The organism is Clostridium transplantifaecale, from assembly GCF_900626075.1.
Lineage (GTDB): Bacteria > Bacillota > Clostridia > Lachnospirales > Lachnospiraceae > Otoolea > Otoolea transplantifaecalis.
Window position 1 is genome coordinate 707934 of record NZ_UYZY01000002.1, and the last position, 18796, is coordinate 726729.

Sequence of the window (18796 nt, forward strand, 5' to 3'; positions counted from 1 at the left end):
ACCGGCTGAACACTGAAACAGCTGTACATGGACCGGGTGGAAGACTAGCAGGCTGTTGCATCCGGATCCATTTTATGTTTTTTCACTGCCGAATATTGGAACAGGAGCACGGCAGCAAACAGAACGACTCCCACCACATCGGTGATCATTCCGACATCGATGCCGCAGAAAGCAACAACGAGAAGAATGGCACGTTCCGGCAGGCTGCAGACCTTCAGGAGCATTCCCTGGAGCGCTGCGGCCAGGGCAATTACGCCGATGGTTGCCGTAGCTGCGGCCACGGCAGTGGCGATAAATGAGGCATCCGTCACACCGATCAGCAGGATCGGGTTTCCCAGGAAGAAGAACGGAAGGATAAATCCGGTCAATCCCAGTTTCACCGCAATCAGCGAAGTCTTTGTCTGATTGGAGTCGGCAATGCCTGCCGCCACATAAGAACTCATGGCTACCGGCGGTGTAATATTGGACAGGCAGGCGTAAATCAGGCAGAACATATGGGCGGCTACCGGATTTGCCCCAATCTCGATTAGAACCGGAATTGCCACAGCCACCACGATAACGTATGCCGCAACTCCGGGAACGCCCATTCCAAGGATAATGCTCATAATCATAACCATAAAACCGCCCAGATAGAGCTGGTTTTCGCCTACCACACGCAGAATCAGATAGCCGATAGTCAGCCCAAGTCCGGTCAGGGAAACGGTTCCGATAATCACACCGATTACAACGCAGGAAACGCCCACGCTGACCGCGCCTTTAGAACCTTCCACCGTGGCATCTATGATATCCCGGAAACTCATTCTGGTATCTTTTCTGAGCCAGGAGGCCAGTACCGTGGAAAAGGTGGCAAATACGGCCGCATAGAGTGGTGTATAACCTGCCACAATCATACCAATTAAAACAACAAGCGGGATAACAAGGTGGCCCTGCTTTTTAATTACCTCCATAGCATTTGGAATGTTTTCCGGGGCCAGACCCTTGAGCCCCAGTTTCCTGGCCTCAAAATGTACGGAGAAGAGCAGGGATAAATAGTAAAGGAACGCGGGAATACACGCTGCAATCATAACCTTGCTGTAACTGATGCTCAAAAATTCCGCCATAACGAATCCGACCGCGCCCATAATCGGAGGGGCAAACTGTCCGCCGGTGGATGCCACGGCCTCGACTGCGGCAGCAAACTCTTTCTTGTAGCCGGTCTTTTTCATCAACGGGATCGTGATAGTTCCGGTGGTTGCCACGTTGGCAATAGCGCTTCCGTTGATCATGCCCAACAGTGCGCTGGCCAGAACCGCCACCTTGGCAGGTCCGCCCGGGCTCCGTCCCACCAGCGTCAGCGCCAGATCGTTGATAAACTGGCTGAATCCGCTGTATTTCAAAAATGCCCCGAACAGTACGAAAAGGAAGATATAGGTAGCGCTGACGCCGATGCCGACGCCGAAAATTCCCTGGCTGCCCCAGACCATATGGCTGAGAACGCGCTTTAAAGAGAATCCTGTATGGCCCAGTTCTCCCGGGATATAGGCCCCGAAAAAGTTATAGGCCAGGAAGATAAGTCCCAGCACCGCCAGGCTGGGGCAGGCCCTTCGGGCTGCTTCAAATACCATCAGAAGTCCGATGGCGGCGATCCAGATATCCTGTTTTGAGAGATACCCGCCGCTCTGGGCAATCTTTGTGTAATGAAGCAGCATGTAACCGAATGCAAAAGCCGTCAGCCCGATCAGGACAAAATCCCAGATGGGGGGCAGCACACGCTTCTTTTTCTCTTTTTTATAAGTTGGGTACAGTAAAAATGTAAATACCAGCAGGAACATGCAGTGCCACATCCTGAGATTCATGGCGTTCATTACGCCGATCGTATTGACATAGAGCTGAAAGACTGCCCAGCCCGTCAGCAGAACCACCAGAAGGCCGCCGAATATTCCGTCATAGGAGCGGGTTCTCGCTTCCGCCTCCTTCTCCTCCAAAAGTTTCTGGGCTCTTTCTTCTACCGTCTCAGAAACCTCTGATTTTCCTTTCTTTTCCATCACTCTTTCATCCTCCTGTATTTCTTTAAACCCGGTACACCGGGTGACTTGCCGCGTTAAATCGCTAAACCGACACTATTATATCAGACAAATGGGAAATAGTCAAAGAAATAACGGGGAAATGGTTGAGGAATGAGAAGGCCGCCGGCCGCTATCCCCATCAGACAAAAACAGGCCGTCCATATGTATATGGATGGCCTGTTTGCTACAATAAAACATCTATCGTCCTTTACGTCCTTTTTTCCTTATACTGTCATTCTCCCGGCCGGGTGAAAAAGTTCTCTTTTCCTGCATCATCAGGTCAAATTCAGCTTCTGAGATGCCGGTTTCCTTCAGTCTCTCGGCCCTGCGTCTGCGCCGTTCCAGGAGCGCAGCTTCTTCCTGCGCCCTGCGCCGTTTGATGGTGAAGACAGCAACGGTTCCAGTACCGCCGATGATGATAACTGCGGCCAGTATCTTCCAGAACAGGGAGGGAATCTTTAATGATATCTTAAATTTGCTGCCGCCGGAGCCGTCCGGAGACGACTCCGGTTCGGCCGCCTTACCCAGGGGAGAATTGGCGGAGATGCTCTCCGCTATGCCTTCGCTTCCCGAGTGGGCCGCTTCAGGATCCTCTGCAGCGGGTGCTAGAGCAGAGGGCTGTATCTCAATAAGCGCCTGGGGCAGCTTTATTCCAGCCTCCGATACAGCGTCTTTCAGTGTTAAATAAGCCTGTCCAACCGTCCTGTCGCCGAGCAGGTAATTCACACAGGCGATTGAGCCGTCCGGCGCGCCCGCGGGTAAGACGTAATCCAGAGATACGGTGGTCTCGGAAAAGTCGGCGGTCATGGGCAGGATAATCCGGCTGTCGGGATCAATGGTGAGAACCTGCTTTTCTGATGTCGGTAACCCCGATATCTTTAAATCGTCCCCTATCGTAGAAAATGTCTTGTCATAATCTGCAATCTTCACGGATTTAAAATTGGCAAAACCGAAGTTCAGCAGTGCCTTTGTGTCGCTATACTGCGTTGCCGAGCTGTGCAGGATAACGGTGATAAACTTTGTATCTCCCTGCTGTGCCCCGATGACAAGCGTATTAAGCGCGATGGAGGTATAACCGGTCTTGCCTCCGATGACATCGGCGCGGTACTGGTCCGGCCAGTTTTTCTTGACCATCTTGTTGCCGGGGGAGATTCCCTGACCCTCCGGATTCTTTTTGTTGGGAGGCAGCTCATAATAGGTTGTTGCCACAATCTTGGAAAATTCCGCATTTTCAAAGGCGGCTTTTGTAATCAGAGCCATATCGTAAGCGCTGACATAGTGAGCGTCATCATTCAGACCGCTGGGATTGGAAAAATGGGAATCCTGGCAGCCGAGCTGCTCGGCCTTCTCGTTCATCAGTTTTGCGAATTCTTCGGTGGTGCCTGAGATATGCTCAGCCAGGGCGTTAGCGGACTCATTGGCGGACTTCAGAAGAAGCGCGTACAGGCAGTCTTTAACACTGGCCGTGTCTCCGGTGTCATAACCGGCGCTGCTGCTGTTGGACTCTACGTTATACACCGCATTCTGTGAAAAGGTTACCGTCTCGTCCAGGGAACAATGTTCCAGCACAATCAGAGCGGTCAGTACTTTGGTGATACTGGCCGGTGCATAGGTGTCGTGAATATTCTTACCATATAATACGGCACCGGAGTGGGCGTCCATGATAATACCCGCATCGGACTCAATCGAGACATTATCCGGCCAATCTGTGGAAGCCAGGGCGGTTGATGGAAAAAGCCCTGTGAGCAGAAGCAGGCATAATAACATGCTTATAATTTTTCGTTTCATTCTATAATCAAATCCTGTTCTTGTTTTTATTGAGTGGCAATGAAGAGTCCGCAGTGGGTACTTTTCGCTGCTTACGGGTTTCTAAGGCTCACACGCATATATTAATAATTGTAATAAAAACGTAATTTCTATTTAACAGTATATAGGATTCCCATTTTCATGTAAAGAAAAATTGTCCGCATGTGGAAAAGTCTGTTAATTCAGATAACTGTTTGCACAGAAAGTAATCAGCGCTTTTCCCGTCCGGTCTTTGGGGTGCGGCGGATGATCCAGACGCACACGGCAAACAGCAGCGCCGTCGCCAGGGCGAACAGAATTCCGATTCTGGCGGCTGTATCCACAAAAAATGGCTCCGGCACGATGTTTATCAACAAATCCGTGGAAGGATCGAGGATCCACAGGTCGTTATTGAAAAAGATTTCGTGGAAAACTATAAAATATTTTGTAAAGTTTGTGGATATCACTCCGGCCAGGATAGCGGTCAGAGCAAAAAACAGTGCAGTTCCGGTACAGAGCATCCGTGGCAGCAGGCGCCGGATATCGGCTCTGGTCCAAAAGAGCACGCCGACACAGATGAGAATCACAAGCGCACAGATCCTCCGAAGGGCGATGGCCGCCAGAAAGAGGTTCCGCACATCGACCATATGGGCAATTTCTCTCTCATTAAAAAACTCGCGCTCCACGCCGCCTACGACTGTCGGTACATGAAGATTGTCACGGTTACCGCGCAGGAACGCCATCATTTCGTGAGTCACGTCGAGCAGGTCGTCCATCTCCATATTGACATCTGCGGTGACATTGTACTTGGCATATTCTTTTTCATAATACCCCGGGGTCCAGTACGCGACAGCTTCCACCGAGGTGATTAGAAAAATAATCATCAGGCAGAAGGCGCACAGGATACCGAGAAAATTCTGGAAATATTTCATTATCGTTTATTGCAGGTGGCCGCTCATTACGAGGGGGTCTGCAGCTCCTTTCTCATTATCGATAAGACTCATCAGGGTGTATCATCAGATTGTAATAAAATCAGCGATCGACACTCAAGGGTAAATCCTCCCGCAATTCTCCTTGTAACTATGAAGGTGCTGAACAGTTGCAATCTCTCTCGATTATAACAGAAAGGAAAAGGGAGGAAAAGGCAGTGTGCAGGAAAAATTATGTTTTTTTTAATGATTTTTTTGTATTCCAGAGGGCCGAACGCCTTGCAAAAAACCACCTGATTCCTGTATACTATCAGCAAAAGGCAAAAAATCAGGAGGTTTTATGATAAAATCAGTAATTTTTGACATGGACGGAGTAATAATCGACAGCGAGATGGAATACCTGAAATATATCTATGAGTTTGCCAGGGAGAAGAACCCGGATATCCGGATCGAAGACTTATACGGTACGGTCGGCACAACGAAAAGGGACTGCTGGATCGTGGTGGAGAAGGCCGTAGCTAACGGGGAAACATGGGAAGAGCTCAGGGAACAGTACCGCGGCCGTTGGGATGAGGTATTTGATCTCGTGGATTACCAGGAGATTTTCCGGCCGGAGATTCTCGGCGTTATGGACTGGCTCCGGGAAAAGGGGCTTAAACTGGCCGTGGCATCATCCACCAACATTGAACAGGTAACAAAAATACTGACGATGAACCATGTGGCGGAGCGTCTGGAGCTGATGGTCAGCGGAGGAATGTTTAAGAGGAGCAAACCGGATCCGGAGATTTATTACTACACGGCTGAAAAGCTGGGAGTGAAACCGGAAGAATGCCTTGTAATTGAAGATTCCACGGTAGGTATTACTGCGGCTCACAGAGCCGGCATGCATGTGGCCGCCCTGATCGACCGCCGCTTTCATTTTGACAGGAGCCTTGCGGAGTTTGAGCTGGAAAGTCTGAAAGATATACCGCCACTTATTGAAAAAATATGCGGTAAAAAGGTTGACAAAAGCATAACTTTACATTAACGTTAATGTAAAAGGGGGCGACCGTGTGAAAAGACCAAAAAGAACCGTGACTTTAAAAGATCTGGCTGAGAAAACCGGATACAGCATCAATACAATATCCAGAGCCCTCCGTGGGAAGGACGATATAGCACAGGAGACAATCCAGAGAATTAAGCAGACGGCCAAGGAGATGGGATATATCAATAATACAATTGCATCCTCCCTGCGCCTGGGTTATACCAATACGATTGCTGTGATTCTGGGAGATATCTCCAACCCGCATTTTGCGATTATGACAAAAGAGATTGAGAATCATGCCAGGCAGTTTGGCTACAGTGCATTTCTTCTCAATACAAACGAAAACAGCGAGGTAGAGCGGGAGGCAATCAAAACCGCTATCAATAAAAACGTGGACGGTATTATAATCTGTCCGACTCAGGAAACGGATGATAATGTTAAATTTCTTATGGAGTCCGGCGTGCCGTTTATTCAGATTGGACGTCATAGCGAGAAACTCGATGCCAATTATGTTGTCTGCGACGACGTACAGGGCGGCTATCTGGCGGCAAGGTATCTGATTGAGAACGGCCACAGCCGGATTCTTTTCCTGAACGGTCCGTCTTACATATCCAGTGCAAAAGAGAGATGCAGGGGTTACATCCAGGCCCATGAGGAGGCCGGGATTCCCGTCTGCCGCGACTTGATCCGGGAAGTATCCGTTTCGGAAAGCAATATCCCGGATATTATGGAACAGATGAAAGCGGACGGCGTGGATTATACCGCGATTTTTGCATTCAGTGACAGCATGGCCTGGGAGGCCTGGACCTGGCTTGACCAGAACGGCAGCAGCGTGCCGGGAGATTATTCCCTGGTGGGCTTTGACCACATCCAGTCCCGGATGGCAATTCCCTTTCCGCTTACGACGATAAGTTCGTATAAAGCAAAGATGTCTATCACCGCGGTGGATTGTCTGCGATGCAAAATAAACCCGGACTGTGAAGAAGCTGGGCACTGCGACGAGATTTGCCGTCATGTGATTAAGACGGCGCTGGTGAAAGGGAAGACGGTGAAACATTTAAGAGAATCAAGGTAGTTTGATAGGTGAAAACGAGGGAAGCCGGGAGCGGAAATAAAGCTACGGATACACATATTGGTGCAAAAATAATTATCACAACTACGATAATTGCGATAGGTACAATTTTGCTCGCTTGTCTGAGAGGCACAGCCAGGAATTATTTCTATTATGCTGTTACATGCGGCTTTTTGTTAGTAAGCAGTATCGCGGTTTACAGGTTTTCATTATCTGACAGTTCAAGTAGGATGAAATAAAAAATGTGCTGACACATTTATGGTAGAACAACCATTAGTGGATCAGCACATTTTTGTCGGTCCAGGTTCTATTTCGGTGTATACAGTAATACGGCATGTATAATTGCCAGATGGCATATATTGCTCTGCTCGGCCGTCCTTCGTTTTAGCGGCCGTCCTCCGTGGTCAAGAGACCGACTGCCACATATACTCCTGCGCTTATAAGAATACTGCTGATACTGGCATAAGGCAGACGGATCAGTTCCAGAGAGGCGGCCAGAGAGAGGGTCATACCGGCAAAAGCACTGTACAGCGCTCCGCGGCTTGTTCCGCGTTTCCAGAGTACGCCGCCCAGAAAAGGAACGAGACAGCCGGAGGCCATCAGGCTGTATCCCATTGACAGGACCCTGATAATGTCATTCATCCTAAGTGCCAGGACTATACCAACGATACAGACCGCCACATCTGCTAGCAGCATCAGGCGCTGGCAGGTCCTGCTGTCTGCCTTGGGGGTGATCATACCCAGATAGATATCATGCACAAGATTGGCGGCTACGGCAATATAGGCGCTGTTACAGGAGGAGACCACTGCACATATCACCGCAGCCAGTATCACCGCGGCTACGACTGTTGAAAGGCGGGTGAGCAGCAGAGAGGTAAATACATTCTCGGCGGGCAGACCGGGAAATAGGGCGCGGCCAAACATGCCGAGCAGTGGTGGAATGAAAGCGATCGGAATCAACACCGACCCGGCCAGAAGGTAACCTCCCTGAGCCGATTTCATGGATTTAGCGGAGGAGGCACTCTGGAATGAGATCTGGTTTACCGCGCTGGCCAATACGATAGGAGCCGTCATAGAGACCAGAAACTCGCCGCCGAACGGCGCAATTTGAAAGCTGGAAGCAGGCAGGGCAGCGGCCAGTATTTCGGGGCCGGGAGAGGACAGCATGAGGAACAGCGCTGTGGACATTCCGATGAAGATTATAATACTCTGAATCGAAGAGACTGCCATAGAACCCCACAGTCCTGCGGCGTTAGAATATGCCAGAGCAATAACTGCGGTTAGGATCACGCCCCACCGGGCGGGAAACCCAAGGGTTAGAAATATGGCCCTCCCGGCCAGAAGCTGTCCGGCCAGCAGTGAGACGCTGCAGCAGATACTAGCGGCAGTGTAGATCAGACGGGTTGCACGGCCGCTGTAACGGTGGGCAAAGTAATCGGCAGGAGAGACATAGTGGCGGGTACGGATAAAATGGCACAATGCGACTGTGATAAAGTAGGACAGGCCACAGCCGACACCGTACCATGCACCTGCGATGCCGTACCTGGCTCCGTATTCGGCGCCCCCAATGACAAAACCGCTGCCTATTTGGCCGCCTATGGCGCTGCCGGCAAGCAAAAGAAGGGACGTTTGTCCGGGAGCCGCAATGGTGTCCTGAAAACTGCGGATCCGCCGGCTCGCTCTCCTGCTGATGACAATCATGGCCGTTCCATAGGACAGCAGGATTAAGATGACAATAGTCGAAGTAGTCATAAGACGCCTCGCTTTCGGTTGAAATAGGAAAAGGGGGTGCTGCAAAAATAAAGCAGCACCCTCAGTATGTATTAAAGGCGGCAGCCTGCGCGCACAGCGTACAGCTCACCATCAATCCGTCATCACAGGGATGTCGGTGTAATAACGTTTCTTATGCAGCCTTTACCTCTGTATTCTTAGTGCAAAGACTTACAATAATATAAGCAATGGCGGAAGGAATAACAGGGAAGACACCGCTTGGGATGATATTGCCAAGCGGGAAGACGATACCCGTCCAGCTTATAAGTACAGTGGCAACGCCCACGACGGAGGCTGCCACGGCGCCCATAGCCGTGCCGCGTTTCCAGGCCACACCGCCGACGAACGGAACAAAGCAGGCGGCTGCCAGGAAGGAATATACGGAGTTAAGCAGACCTAAAATGCTGCTGGCGGACAGAGCCAGGGCAGTTGAGGTAACCATGAAGCCGATGTTGACTCCCAGTGTGATTTTCTTTAACTGAGCCTCTGTTGGGTTTTTCTTAAGCGTACCCTGCCAGATATCGCGTGTTAATACGGTGGACATCGTGATCAGGCCGCAGTCGATAGTCGACATGCAGGCGGCCAGAACGGCGGCAATAATCAGTGCGCATACGACAGCGGGAAGTTCCATCAGGATAACATCGAAGAAAGCGCTGTTTCCGGTGGCGCCGTATTTGAAGGAGCCGTAGGAACCGATGAAGGCGGGCATCAAAGCCAGCGGAATCATAACGAGGCAGGAGAAATAACAGGCAACACGGGAAATCTTTGCACTCTTTGCGGAGTTAATACGCTGATAGGTCGGCTGATCGGTAACAATACCTAAGAGCAGAGGCAGCATCATGCCTGCAAAGCCGGCTGCGGACAGACCGCTGAAATCCAGTGATGAGCTTGCCAGAGTGCCGGCCTGGACAGCCGCGCTCATTTCACCGACAGCGCCCTTGCTGAACAGGACAAGCGTGGTGGAAACGAGACCAACCAGGATAACGCCGGTCTGGATAACGGAGGTGGCAAAAGCGCCCCAAAGTCCTGAGAGCTGAGAGTACAGCAGAACGACTACTGCGATAGCGATAGCCCCCACATTGCCGGGAAGACCGAGTGCTTCGAACAGGGCCTTACCGGCCATAATCTGTCCGGCGATTAAGCCAATGGAGGAAATGGCGGTACTTAAGTCATAGATAGTACCCGGAATTTCGTTCTGATAGCGTTTACGTGTATAGTCTGTCATAGACATATAGCCGTTGTTGTAGATAAAGTTGTTCAGGAAAAGGGCGACTACGACTGTGGAGAGTGCACAGGCGATACCGTAGGCAGCGCCGGCCAGACCGCTGACAGCGCCCTCGGCAGCGCCGCCGACTACGAAGCCGTTGCCGATCTGTCCGCCGATAGCTCCGCCCATCAGAAGCAGCACGCCTGCGGAACGGCCCATGCTCAAATAGCCCTCAAAGTTACTTGCCTTACTGCGGCCCATCCATCCGATAACGACCATTGCCGCGAAATAAATGATCAGAACAATTACAATTGTAGGAATCATTGCATTCATAATATTACATTCCTTTCTGCCGTGTTGCACCATCGAACACGGTCTCCAGATTATTAGGATATATGTATTTTTTATTCGATGTAGGAACCTGCATCATAACCCTCATGAACGGCAAGCCGGACATTCCGGGCCTGTTTGCAGTCGCCGATCTTCCAGAATTCCGAAGCGCAGGAACGGAAGGATTCCGCCTCCTCCAGACATGGAGCCAGACCGGCTGCGATGATAATGGTATCAGCGGTAATTTTAATTTCTCTGCCGCTTTGCTCCGCCAGGACGCCGTCAGGAAGGATTTCCGTGCAGCGTGTGCCGGTTTGGGTGACCACGCCCAGCCGCTCCATTTCCAGGAGCACTGCCTCGTGGTGCAGATAGGGGGCATCGCGGCACAGCTCGGGTTTCATCTCAAGAACAGTCACATTCTTTCCAAGACCGCCGAGGACGATGCTCTCCTCACAACCGACCAGGCCTCCGCCCAAAATCACAACATTTTGGCCGATTTCTTCCATGTGCTCATGCATGCCCACTGCGGAAACTACGTGTTCCAGCTCTACACCGGGAATCGGAGGAACGATGGGGGAAGCTCCGATGGCACAGACAATTGCGTCGGGTTTTATCTGCCGGGCCAGTTCCGGGGTCATGGCTGTGTTCAGCCTGACGGTAATTCCACGTTCTCCAACTCTTCGGATCAGTACCTGCATAAACTGATCCAGCTTGTTTTTGAAAGACACATGTCTGGCAAAACGGATGGCGCCGCCGAGACAGTCCGATTTTTCAGCCAGGATAACCTGGTGTCCACGGTCTGCCAGAGTGATGGCTGCTTCCATGCCTGCGGGACCGCCGCCGATGACCAGAACCTTTTTTGGGGAAACGGCAGGGCGGACGTCTTTTTCGGTGTACTCCCGTCCGGCTACCGGATTGACCGAGCAGCGGACCAGGCGGGAAGAGTATTTTACGTAGGGAACAAAGGATTCGCTGATGCAGTTGTTGCAGCGGATACACGGGGTAACGTCATAATCGCGCCCGTTTATCAGTTTACACGGCATCTGTGCGTCGGCAATAATGGAACGCCCCACGGCGATGACATCCGCCTTACCCTCGGCAAGCACCTGTTCCATCAGTTTCGGGTCATCCAGTCCGCCTACCACGGCCACCGGAGTCTTTACCGCTTTTTTGATAGCTGCAGCAAATTCCACATTGACGCCGAATGGGTGGAACATGCTGGGAACCATGTGCTGGTTGGTTTCGGGGTAGTGAAAGGTTCCGGCCGTGACATGAAGTAAATCCACTTTGCCGTCCAGCATCCTGGCGAATTCGACCTGATCCTCTATAGTCAGTCCGCCCTCCACCAGTTCGCTGCCGCTGAGTCGAAACTCGATCAACAGGTCTGGGCAGCGGCTGCGGATTGCATCCACTACCATGAGGGAAATTCTGGCCCGGTTTTCCAGGCTGCCGCCGAATTTATCGGTGCGGTGGTTATTCAGCGGGGAAAGGAACTCATGAAGCAGCCACCCGTGGCCGCCATGAACCATAACCATCTCCACACCGCCCAGATATGCGATTTCCGCAGCATCGGCAAAGCGTTTTACTATGTAGTTTATGGTCTCCTCGTCCAAGGCGGTGTAATCCTTGCCAAGGTGTCCGGGGGCATCACTGGGAGCCCAGATGGGACCGTCATAATATTCCGGATTGGCACGGCCGCCGGGATGAAGGATCTCGATGGCAGGAATTGCATTATGGCGTTTGATGGCATCGGTAGCCAGGATCAGGGATGGCATAACCTCCGGATCGTCCAGAGCCAGGCACAGCAGATGGGAGATACCGGTTTTCAGATCGATGCGGGCCTCACCCATGTTGATGATGGCGGCTCCGCCTTTGGCCTTGCGTTCAAATATGGCAATATTGTCCGGGGTGAAGTGGGCCTGTGGCGTCAGATTAGACACCGATACAGGAGCCGCTTCAATTCGGTTTTTTAATACGGTGCGGCCAAGCCGCAGAGGCTGGAACAGCTGTGGATACGGACTCATAGCAGTTCTCCTTTCACGTGACCCTCGTTTCATTGGCTGAGGGTATATTGGAATAATTTGATTGCGGCACAGAAAAAAGCTTATTGATATTATAATCGGGTAAAGTGAAAAAGTAATTCAACAATTCTGACGAATAATTTAATAATTTTGACATTAGAGCGAAGAATGAGAACGCCGCCTTACAATGCTATCCTCCCATCTCAACTATCCGATAAGCTCCTCTATGGGCTTGTGTTAACATCCAAAATTTGATAAAATTTAAACAAATAGATTGATTAAAAATAACTGTAACCCAGAAGCCGGTTTTACCGGGAAAGGTAGGTAGATGTTGTGGATAAAACAAAAATGATTCCCATGTCGCTGGACTATTGGAAAGGTTATATCACGCTGTATCACGTACTGGCCTGCGAGCTGTCTTACAGCCTGATCTACAACAATATCCGCCCGGACAAGGTGGGGGATGCCCTGGCTACCGTAGGCCTGGACACGCTTCCCAACCGTTTTCTTTTGATCCAGGTGGATGACTACTATAATTTCAGCAGCAAGATGCATATCACCCAGGAATTTTTTCAAAAGACCGCCCTTATCAATATGCTTCGGGAAAGCATGGATAACATGGGCCTGAAGGGATTTATGGCCAATCTGGTAGGCCTTGACAAGCTGATCTGTTTTTTATGCTGCCCGGAGTGGGAGGGAGCGGAGATTTATGCTCAACTGTCCCGCGTGGCGGAGGCATTAAAGAAAGAGATCAGAACCAGAAGCGCCTACACCATTTCGGTCTGCATCAGTCAGCAGTGCCGCCGTCTTGGCCAGTATTCCCAGATGTATCCCAGGATGGATTTGGCTCTGAATAAAAGCTATTTTTCCGGAAAAGAAGTCACAATGCTGCTGGAAAACATGGAGCTGGAGATGAAGGAGCCGGAGGAGATTGACTTAAACCGGTATTATCCCGAACTGCTGGCTGCTTTTGCACGGCGCAACCGGGAACAACTGGAAGGCGTGCTTCAGGAGATGGTGCGCGCCCTTCTGGAGGGAATGACGCGGCCGCAGAAGGCAAAGGTGGAAATGCTCCGCCTGGTGCAGCGCATCGGAGACTACTGTGTGCGGTGCGGCATCCCGGAGAACTGGATGCAGCGCAGAAGTGATACAGCTATGTCACGCATCCTCTCGTGCAGCTTTGTGGCGGATACGAGGAGCTGTTTCCTGGAGTTTTACGACGAGGTGACCCAGGCGCTGGAGGAACACGGCTCCGACGAGGAATATTCGTTCAAAATTCCGGTCTCCGAATATATCGATACCCACTATATGGAGAATATCAGGCTGGGGTATCTGGCGGATATGATGGGATTCAGCGAGGGGCATTTTGCCAGGATTTTCAGGAAAGAGTTCGGTGTGACATTCGTCCAGTATCTGACGGAGTGCAGGATCCAGCGAAGTAAAGAACTGCTGGCAGATACATGTATTCCTATTGAGCAGATTGCCTACCGGGTGGGGTTGAACAGCTACAGCTATTTTTGCACCTGCTTTAAGAGATCCTGCGGCATGTCCCCCGGCGCATTCCGGGCTGGTACGGCCTTGCAGGATGAAAAGGAGGGAACGGAGAAGGATGAGACAAAAAGGAATGGGCGAAAGGAAGATGGAACAGAAACCGGGCGGACAGAAATGAACGAAACGGTCTGTCCCAATGAAAAAGTTGATTATTTTAAATAAAATGTTTGAAAATTGAATAACATTTGATGCGGTAAGTTGTTAGTATGTACATATTGGCACAGAGAAAAAAGCGAATTTTTAAGTACAGAAAATTTGACGGAGCGGATTAGGTCCGCTCCTGGATTATGATGCTTCAGACTGATACCCTGAAGAGAAGAGGAGGCCATTATGTCCAATTATCCGCATCTTTTTGCGCCCATCCGTGTGCGCAATGTTTACATTAAAAACCGTGTTGAATCGGCTCCCATGTCCGCCAGCGGCGAAGTTCCGTTCTATACCCGCGAGGCCTATGAGATGTACAATTCCATCGCCAAAGGGGGCGCAGGTATCGTCACTCTGGGTGAGGCAGGCGTTCACAGCCTGACGGATCATGCCCATCCCGCCATGCCGCATCTGGATGACGAGAATCTTCTTCCGTCCCTGATTCAGACCGTGGACACCGTACATAAGTGGGGAGCGCTTGCATCGATTGAGCTGACCCATTCCGGCTGCCGCGCAAAAGGAGCGTTCCTGGCCGAGGGCGGTTATGTCATCGGGCCGAGCCCCATGGAGGAAAACCTCTATGGCGATAAGGTCATCGAGATGGATGAAGACATGATGAATGAGATTGCCGACGCCTATGCGCAGGCTGCCTATATGGCCGAGTTTGCAGGCTGTGATATGGTAAATATCCATGGAGGCCACGGCTGGCTCATCAGCCAGTTCCTGTCCGACTTAAATAACCACCGTACCGATAAATACGGCGGTTCCATCGAGAATAAAGCCCGTTTTCCACTGATGATCGTAGACCGAATCCGGCAGAAATGTCCGAACCTGATCATCGAATTCCGCTTAAGCGGCGTTGAAGAGACCGAGGGAGGCATTACCATTGACGAGACCGTGGAATTTGCCAAAATGCTGGACGGAAAGGTAGATATTATCCATGTTTCCGCAGCCACTTTCCACGATACGGGATCCGCATCCCGCATGTTCCCGACCGTGTTCTATCCAAGAGGCTGCAACGTAGAAAATGCGTCAAAAATTAAAGCCGTAGTGAAAAATTCGCTTGTGTCCGTAGTGGGCGGAATCAACGATCCTGAATTTATGGAGGATGCCCTCGCCGATGGAAAAGCCGACTTTGTAGTAGTGGGACGTCAGTTTATCGCCGATCCTGACTGGGTTGTAAAAGCGCGTACGGGCAGAGCCGATGAGATCAGCAAATGTATCCGCTGCGAGACATGTATCAGCGCCGGATTCATCCCTCATGTTCCGTTCTCCTCCGGTGTACTCCGCTGCAGTGTTAATCCTGCGTGGGGACGCGAGTATGAGAACACCCGCAAAGAGGAAAAGCCGGAACGTCTGAAAAAAGTACTGGTAGCAGGCGGAGGACCGGGAGGCATGGAAGCGGCGATGACGGCGGCACGCCGCGGCCATACGGTGATTCTCTGTGAGAAGAGCGATCACCTGGCGGCCAATCTGGACTACGCAAAACAGATTTCATTTAAACATGATATTGTGGATTTCCTGAAATCCATGGTGGTAAGAGTCCAGCGCACTCCTAATCTGGAAATCCGCCTTGATACGGAAGTGACTGAGGAACTGATCCGCGCCGAGAAGCCGGATGTAATTATTGCAGCCTGTGGTTCAGAACCCATCACGCCGCCTATTCCGGGACTGGACCGCCCGATTGTCCACCATATCACCGACCTGTACAGGAAACATCTTTCCGTAGGGAAAAAGGTCGTGGTAATCGGCGGCGGCCTGGCAGGATGCGAAGAGGGCCTTGGCCTTGCATGGGAAGGGCATGACGTCACCATCGTGGAGATGAAGGATGGCCTGGCAAAAGACGCTCCTTACATCCACTGGCGCCATCTGCTTACCAAGCTGAATGAATCCGTTCACTCCTACTGCTCCGCCAGGGTACTTTCCGTGGAGGAGAACGGTGTGAAAATCGTGGATGCCGAAGGAACGGAACAGCTGTTAGAGGCCGACACCGTTCTGGTTGCCGCCGGTATGCGCGGCACTTCCGAGCGTTTCGACAGCTGGCATGATCTGGCCGACGAAGTGATTGTTGTGGGCGACTGCCGCAAAGCTTCCAAGATTCTGGAGGCCATGAGAACCGGTTACTGCGCCGGAATGACGATATAAAAATTTTCTGGAATAACCCGTATGTACCGCATATAAGCGGCTACAGATGATAAAAGGGCCGGACTTTGTTTAACTGCAAAGTCCGGCCCTTTTGCCGACCGGTGAGGAAGCACATATTCAGCTTATGTTTTACTTAATCATTCTTCATTCAAATAGCTGAGTTCTGCTTCTAATAGTTCAAGAAATCGCGGCAGAATCGGGTTTAATTTGGACTCTGATGATATCAGATATCCCAATTCCATGGTTGCGCCCGGAATCGGGATGCTGACCCAGTCAAGCTGTGCAACACGCCTTGGCGGCAGCTTGACACCGATGCTGTAAGCTTGTGTATTCAGTACCAGAAAGCTGCGTATCTGGGCTGAATCGACCATAATTACTCTCTGGGGATTGACAAAAGAGAAGATCTGCTTATGCTGGAACGGAGTGTTGCTTTTTTGGCTGTTTCCGTAATCCACCAGAGGATAACGGTAAAGTTTTTCAAAATCAAATGGCTCATTCTTCAAAAGCAGTGGATGGTCTTTGGATAAATTGATGTTGCACTGCAGGGTGTGCAGGGGAGTGTACAGCAGGCCGCGGGCAGCGAGATATTCCCGATAAGAAGGCGTGAAGGTGTCCATTCCCACTATAAATGCTATATCACATTCGCCCCTGGCCAATTGATCTGTCGCAAGCTCTCCCCTGAGCTGTGACAGGGTGAGACAGTAATGATGCGCCGCCTGGAGTTCCAGGCAGAGCTGGCTGAACGCATAGTCAACCGGAGCATAGCTGCAATTGATGACAGAGAAACGATTGAGATGTTCTTCACTGGAAATATCCTGGATCTGCTCCAGTTGGTAAATAATGGAGCGGGCATGTTCCAGAAAGGTAACGCCCTTTTCTGTGAAGGTAACGCCGCTGGAAGCGCGTGTGAACATCTTATATCCCAGTTCATCCTCCAACGATTTTACAGCCCGTGATAGATTGGGCTGGGACAAAAATAAATTTTTAGCCGCCTGGGAAATTGAACCGGTTCTGTAGATTTCCAGTACATATCGGATTTGCTGAATCTTCATCTGTGACCCCCCATATCAAAATCTGTATACCTGCATACAAAACATATATTTTTCAGTAAAAAAAAGCCATAGTATAATGAGCCTATGGTCAGTTCCAAAAGATTACACAGCTTTATAATCTTGCGGGCAGACCTGTAATTCATTATATCAGGAAAACGGAGAATTTGTAGATTTTTTAATCACAATGATTATCCTGAAATGTAAATGTGAAAATGGGAGGTTACAAATGGACAAATGGAAAGCAGTGCAGGAAGTAGACCGGCAGGCAGACATGTTTTGCCGCATTAGCGATGAGATCTGGGAGCATCCGGAACTCAGATTCGAAGAATACGTATCGGCGCAAATCCTTAAAACGGCATTAGAGGAATTGGGATTTGAACTGTCTGATCATCTCGCCGGTCTTGAAACTGCCTTTTGCGGCAGATATGGGAGCGGCCATCCGGTGATTGGGATTCTGGGAGAATTTGATGCTCTGTCGAATCTGAGCCAGAAAGCGGACTGTACAGAACCCAGCCCGCTGGTTCCCTCTGGAAATGGACATGGTTGCGGGCACAATAATCTGGGGGCCGGATCTCTTGCAGCGGCAGCAGCCATTAAAAAATATCTGGAGGAGAGCAAAAATCCGGGCACAGTTATCTACTTTGGATGTCCCGGAGAAGAAGGGGGAGGCGGAAAGACCGTCATGGCCCGTCAAGGGATATTTGAGGAACTGGACTGTGCACTTACCTGGCATCCCAACGATATTAACAATGTCTGGACGGGAAGCTCGCTGGCCAATGTTCAGGTTCACTATTATTTTAAGGGCATAGCAGCTCATGCCGCCGCCTGTCCTCACCTGGGCCGGAGCGCCCTGGATGGCCTTACGCTTATGAATACAGGGGTACAATTCCTGCGGGAGCATATCATCCCGGAAGCGCGCATCCACTATTCCGTCCTGAATACGGGAAGCGTTTCTCCTAATGTAGTACAGGCGGAAACGGAAGCTCTCTATCTGATCCGTGCTCCAAAGAGTGAACAGGTAAAAGAACTCTATCAGCGGGTATGCGATATCGCAGAGGGAGCGGCGCTGATGACGGGAACTACCGTCAGCTATTACATTGAAAAAGGTTATGCTGAAATTGTTCCCAACCATACGTTGGCCCGCTGTTTGTATGATAACATGGAACAGATTCCTCTTCCGACCTATACAGAGGAAGAAAAAGCCTATGCGAGGGCGATGAGGGCCGTTAATCCAAGATACGTAAAACTGTCGGAACGGTTAAAAGGCGTACTTGGGGAAAAGGGCGGCGCGCTTGGAGTGCCCCACGACGGCGAGGATGTCAGTGAATTCCTTTTTCCATATACGCCGAGCGATCGGGCGCTGTCCGGTTCTTCCGATGTAGGCGACGTAAGCTACATCTGTCCGGTATCACAAATCGTAGCCGCCACAGTGGCGCTGGATACGGCTGCCCATTCATGGCAGCAAGTGGCACAGGGTAAAAGCTCGATTGCACATAAGGGTATGCTCTATGCCGGAAAGGTCCTGGCAGCCGCGGCCATTGACCTTTTTGAAAATCCGGAGCTTCTAAGGAAGGCTAAAACAGAACAGAAAAACCGTTTAGGAGATCGCAGCTACCTTCCATTAAAGGAACTGTGTGAACAGGCGGATAAGAAGACTGGGAAACAGGCAGATAAGCAGGACAGGGAACCAGTGGCCATTTCCGGCAGTGGTGCGTCATAAG

The 18796-nt window shown here is 50.8% G+C and carries 12 protein-coding genes; 5 read left to right on the forward strand and 7 right to left on the reverse strand.

Annotation, left to right across the window (positions count from 1 at the left end; genetic code table 11):
- Positions 1 to 44 precede the first annotated feature (44 nt).
- The 3 genes from EJL91_RS08915 to EJL91_RS08925 form a co-directional block, all read right to left on the reverse strand.
- Entirely contained in the window at positions 45 to 2024 is a 1980-nt protein-coding gene (locus tag EJL91_RS08915; RefSeq protein WP_125142122.1) for a TRAP transporter permease, read from the reverse strand.
- 219 nt (positions 2025 to 2243) lie between these two features.
- Positions 2244 to 3833, reverse strand: a complete 1590-nt coding sequence (locus EJL91_RS08920; protein ID WP_125141584.1) for a D-alanyl-D-alanine carboxypeptidase family protein — start codon at positions 3831 to 3833, stop codon at positions 2244 to 2246.
- A 227-nt stretch (positions 3834 to 4060) separates the two neighbouring features.
- Positions 4061 to 4762, reverse strand: a complete 702-nt coding sequence (locus EJL91_RS08925) for a TIGR01906 family membrane protein (protein ID WP_125141585.1) — start codon at positions 4760 to 4762, stop codon at positions 4061 to 4063.
- Positions 4763 to 5099: 337 nt separating this feature from the next.
- Here EJL91_RS08925 and EJL91_RS08930 point away from each other — a divergent pair, with 337 nt between their 5' ends.
- Both EJL91_RS08930 and EJL91_RS08935 read left to right on the forward strand, forming a co-directional pair.
- Complete coding sequence (locus tag EJL91_RS08930) at positions 5100 to 5786, forward strand: HAD family hydrolase (protein ID WP_125141586.1); 687 nt, start codon at positions 5100 to 5102, stop codon at positions 5784 to 5786.
- A gap of 25 nt (positions 5787 to 5811) precedes the next feature.
- Positions 5812 to 6858, forward strand: coding sequence for a LacI family DNA-binding transcriptional regulator (locus EJL91_RS08935; protein WP_125141587.1), 1047 nt, complete (start codon positions 5812 to 5814; stop codon positions 6856 to 6858).
- Between the two features lie 381 nt (positions 6859 to 7239).
- Here the strand turns inward: EJL91_RS08935 and EJL91_RS08940 are convergent, their stop codons facing one another.
- From EJL91_RS08940 to EJL91_RS08950, 3 genes are all read right to left on the reverse strand, one after another.
- Positions 7240 to 8607, reverse strand: a complete 1368-nt coding sequence (locus EJL91_RS08940) for a sodium:solute symporter family transporter (protein WP_125141588.1) — start codon at positions 8605 to 8607, stop codon at positions 7240 to 7242.
- Positions 8608 to 8758: 151 nt separating this feature from the next.
- Positions 8759 to 10165 carry a sodium:solute symporter family protein gene (locus tag EJL91_RS08945; RefSeq protein ID WP_125141589.1) on the reverse strand — a complete coding sequence of 469 codons (1407 nt, stop codon included), beginning with the start codon at positions 10163 to 10165 and terminating at the stop codon, positions 8759 to 8761.
- A 71-nt stretch (positions 10166 to 10236) separates the two neighbouring features.
- Positions 10237 to 12186, reverse strand: a complete 1950-nt coding sequence (locus EJL91_RS08950; RefSeq protein WP_125141590.1) for an oxidoreductase — start codon at positions 12184 to 12186, stop codon at positions 10237 to 10239.
- A gap of 330 nt (positions 12187 to 12516) precedes the next feature.
- Here EJL91_RS08950 and EJL91_RS08955 point away from each other — a divergent pair, with 330 nt between their 5' ends.
- Together EJL91_RS08955 and EJL91_RS08960 are read left to right on the forward strand one after the other, a co-directional pair.
- Positions 12517 to 13896: a helix-turn-helix domain-containing protein gene (locus EJL91_RS08955; RefSeq protein ID WP_125141591.1), complete on the forward strand. Its 1380-nt coding sequence runs from the start codon at positions 12517 to 12519 to the stop codon at positions 13894 to 13896.
- A 168-nt stretch (positions 13897 to 14064) separates the two neighbouring features.
- Entirely contained in the window at positions 14065 to 16023 is a 1959-nt protein-coding gene (locus EJL91_RS08960) for an oxidoreductase (RefSeq protein WP_125141592.1), read from the forward strand.
- 137 nt (positions 16024 to 16160) lie between these two features.
- Here EJL91_RS08960 and EJL91_RS08965 read toward each other — a convergent pair whose 3' ends face one another.
- The gene (locus tag EJL91_RS08965; protein ID WP_125141593.1) at positions 16161 to 17075 is read right to left on the reverse strand and encodes a LysR family transcriptional regulator; all 915 of its coding nucleotides are present in this window, start codon (positions 17073 to 17075) and stop codon (positions 16161 to 16163) included.
- A gap of 226 nt (positions 17076 to 17301) precedes the next feature.
- Between EJL91_RS08965 and EJL91_RS08970 the strand changes: the two genes are divergently transcribed.
- Positions 17302 to 18795: an amidohydrolase gene (locus tag EJL91_RS08970; protein WP_125141594.1), complete on the forward strand. Its 1494-nt coding sequence runs from the start codon at positions 17302 to 17304 to the stop codon at positions 18793 to 18795.
- Position 18796 lies beyond the last annotated feature (1 nt).

Coding starts and splice junctions, on each gene's coding strand:
- EJL91_RS08915 (WP_125142122.1), bottom strand. CDS start 2,024: ATGGAAAAGAAAGGAAAATCAGAGGTTTCTGAGACGGTAGAAGAAAGA.
- EJL91_RS08920 (WP_125141584.1), bottom strand. CDS start 3,833: ATGAAACGAAAAATTATAAGCATGTTATTATGCCTGCTTCTGCTCACA.
- EJL91_RS08925 (WP_125141585.1), bottom strand. CDS start 4,762: ATGAAATATTTCCAGAATTTTCTCGGTATCCTGTGCGCCTTCTGCCTG.
- EJL91_RS08930 (WP_125141586.1), top strand. CDS start 5,100: ATGATAAAATCAGTAATTTTTGACATGGACGGAGTAATAATCGACAGC.
- EJL91_RS08940 (WP_125141588.1), bottom strand. CDS start 8,607: ATGACTACTTCGACTATTGTCATCTTAATCCTGCTGTCCTATGGAACG.
- EJL91_RS08945 (WP_125141589.1), bottom strand. CDS start 10,165: ATGAATGCAATGATTCCTACAATTGTAATTGTTCTGATCATTTATTTC.
- EJL91_RS08950 (WP_125141590.1), bottom strand. CDS start 12,186: ATGAGTCCGTATCCACAGCTGTTCCAGCCTCTGCGGCTTGGCCGCACC.
- EJL91_RS08960 (WP_125141592.1), top strand. CDS start 14,065: ATGTCCAATTATCCGCATCTTTTTGCGCCCATCCGTGTGCGCAATGTT.
- EJL91_RS08965 (WP_125141593.1), bottom strand. CDS start 17,075: ATGAAGATTCAGCAAATCCGATATGTACTGGAAATCTACAGAACCGGT.
- EJL91_RS08970 (WP_125141594.1), top strand. CDS start 17,302: ATGGACAAATGGAAAGCAGTGCAGGAAGTAGACCGGCAGGCAGACATG.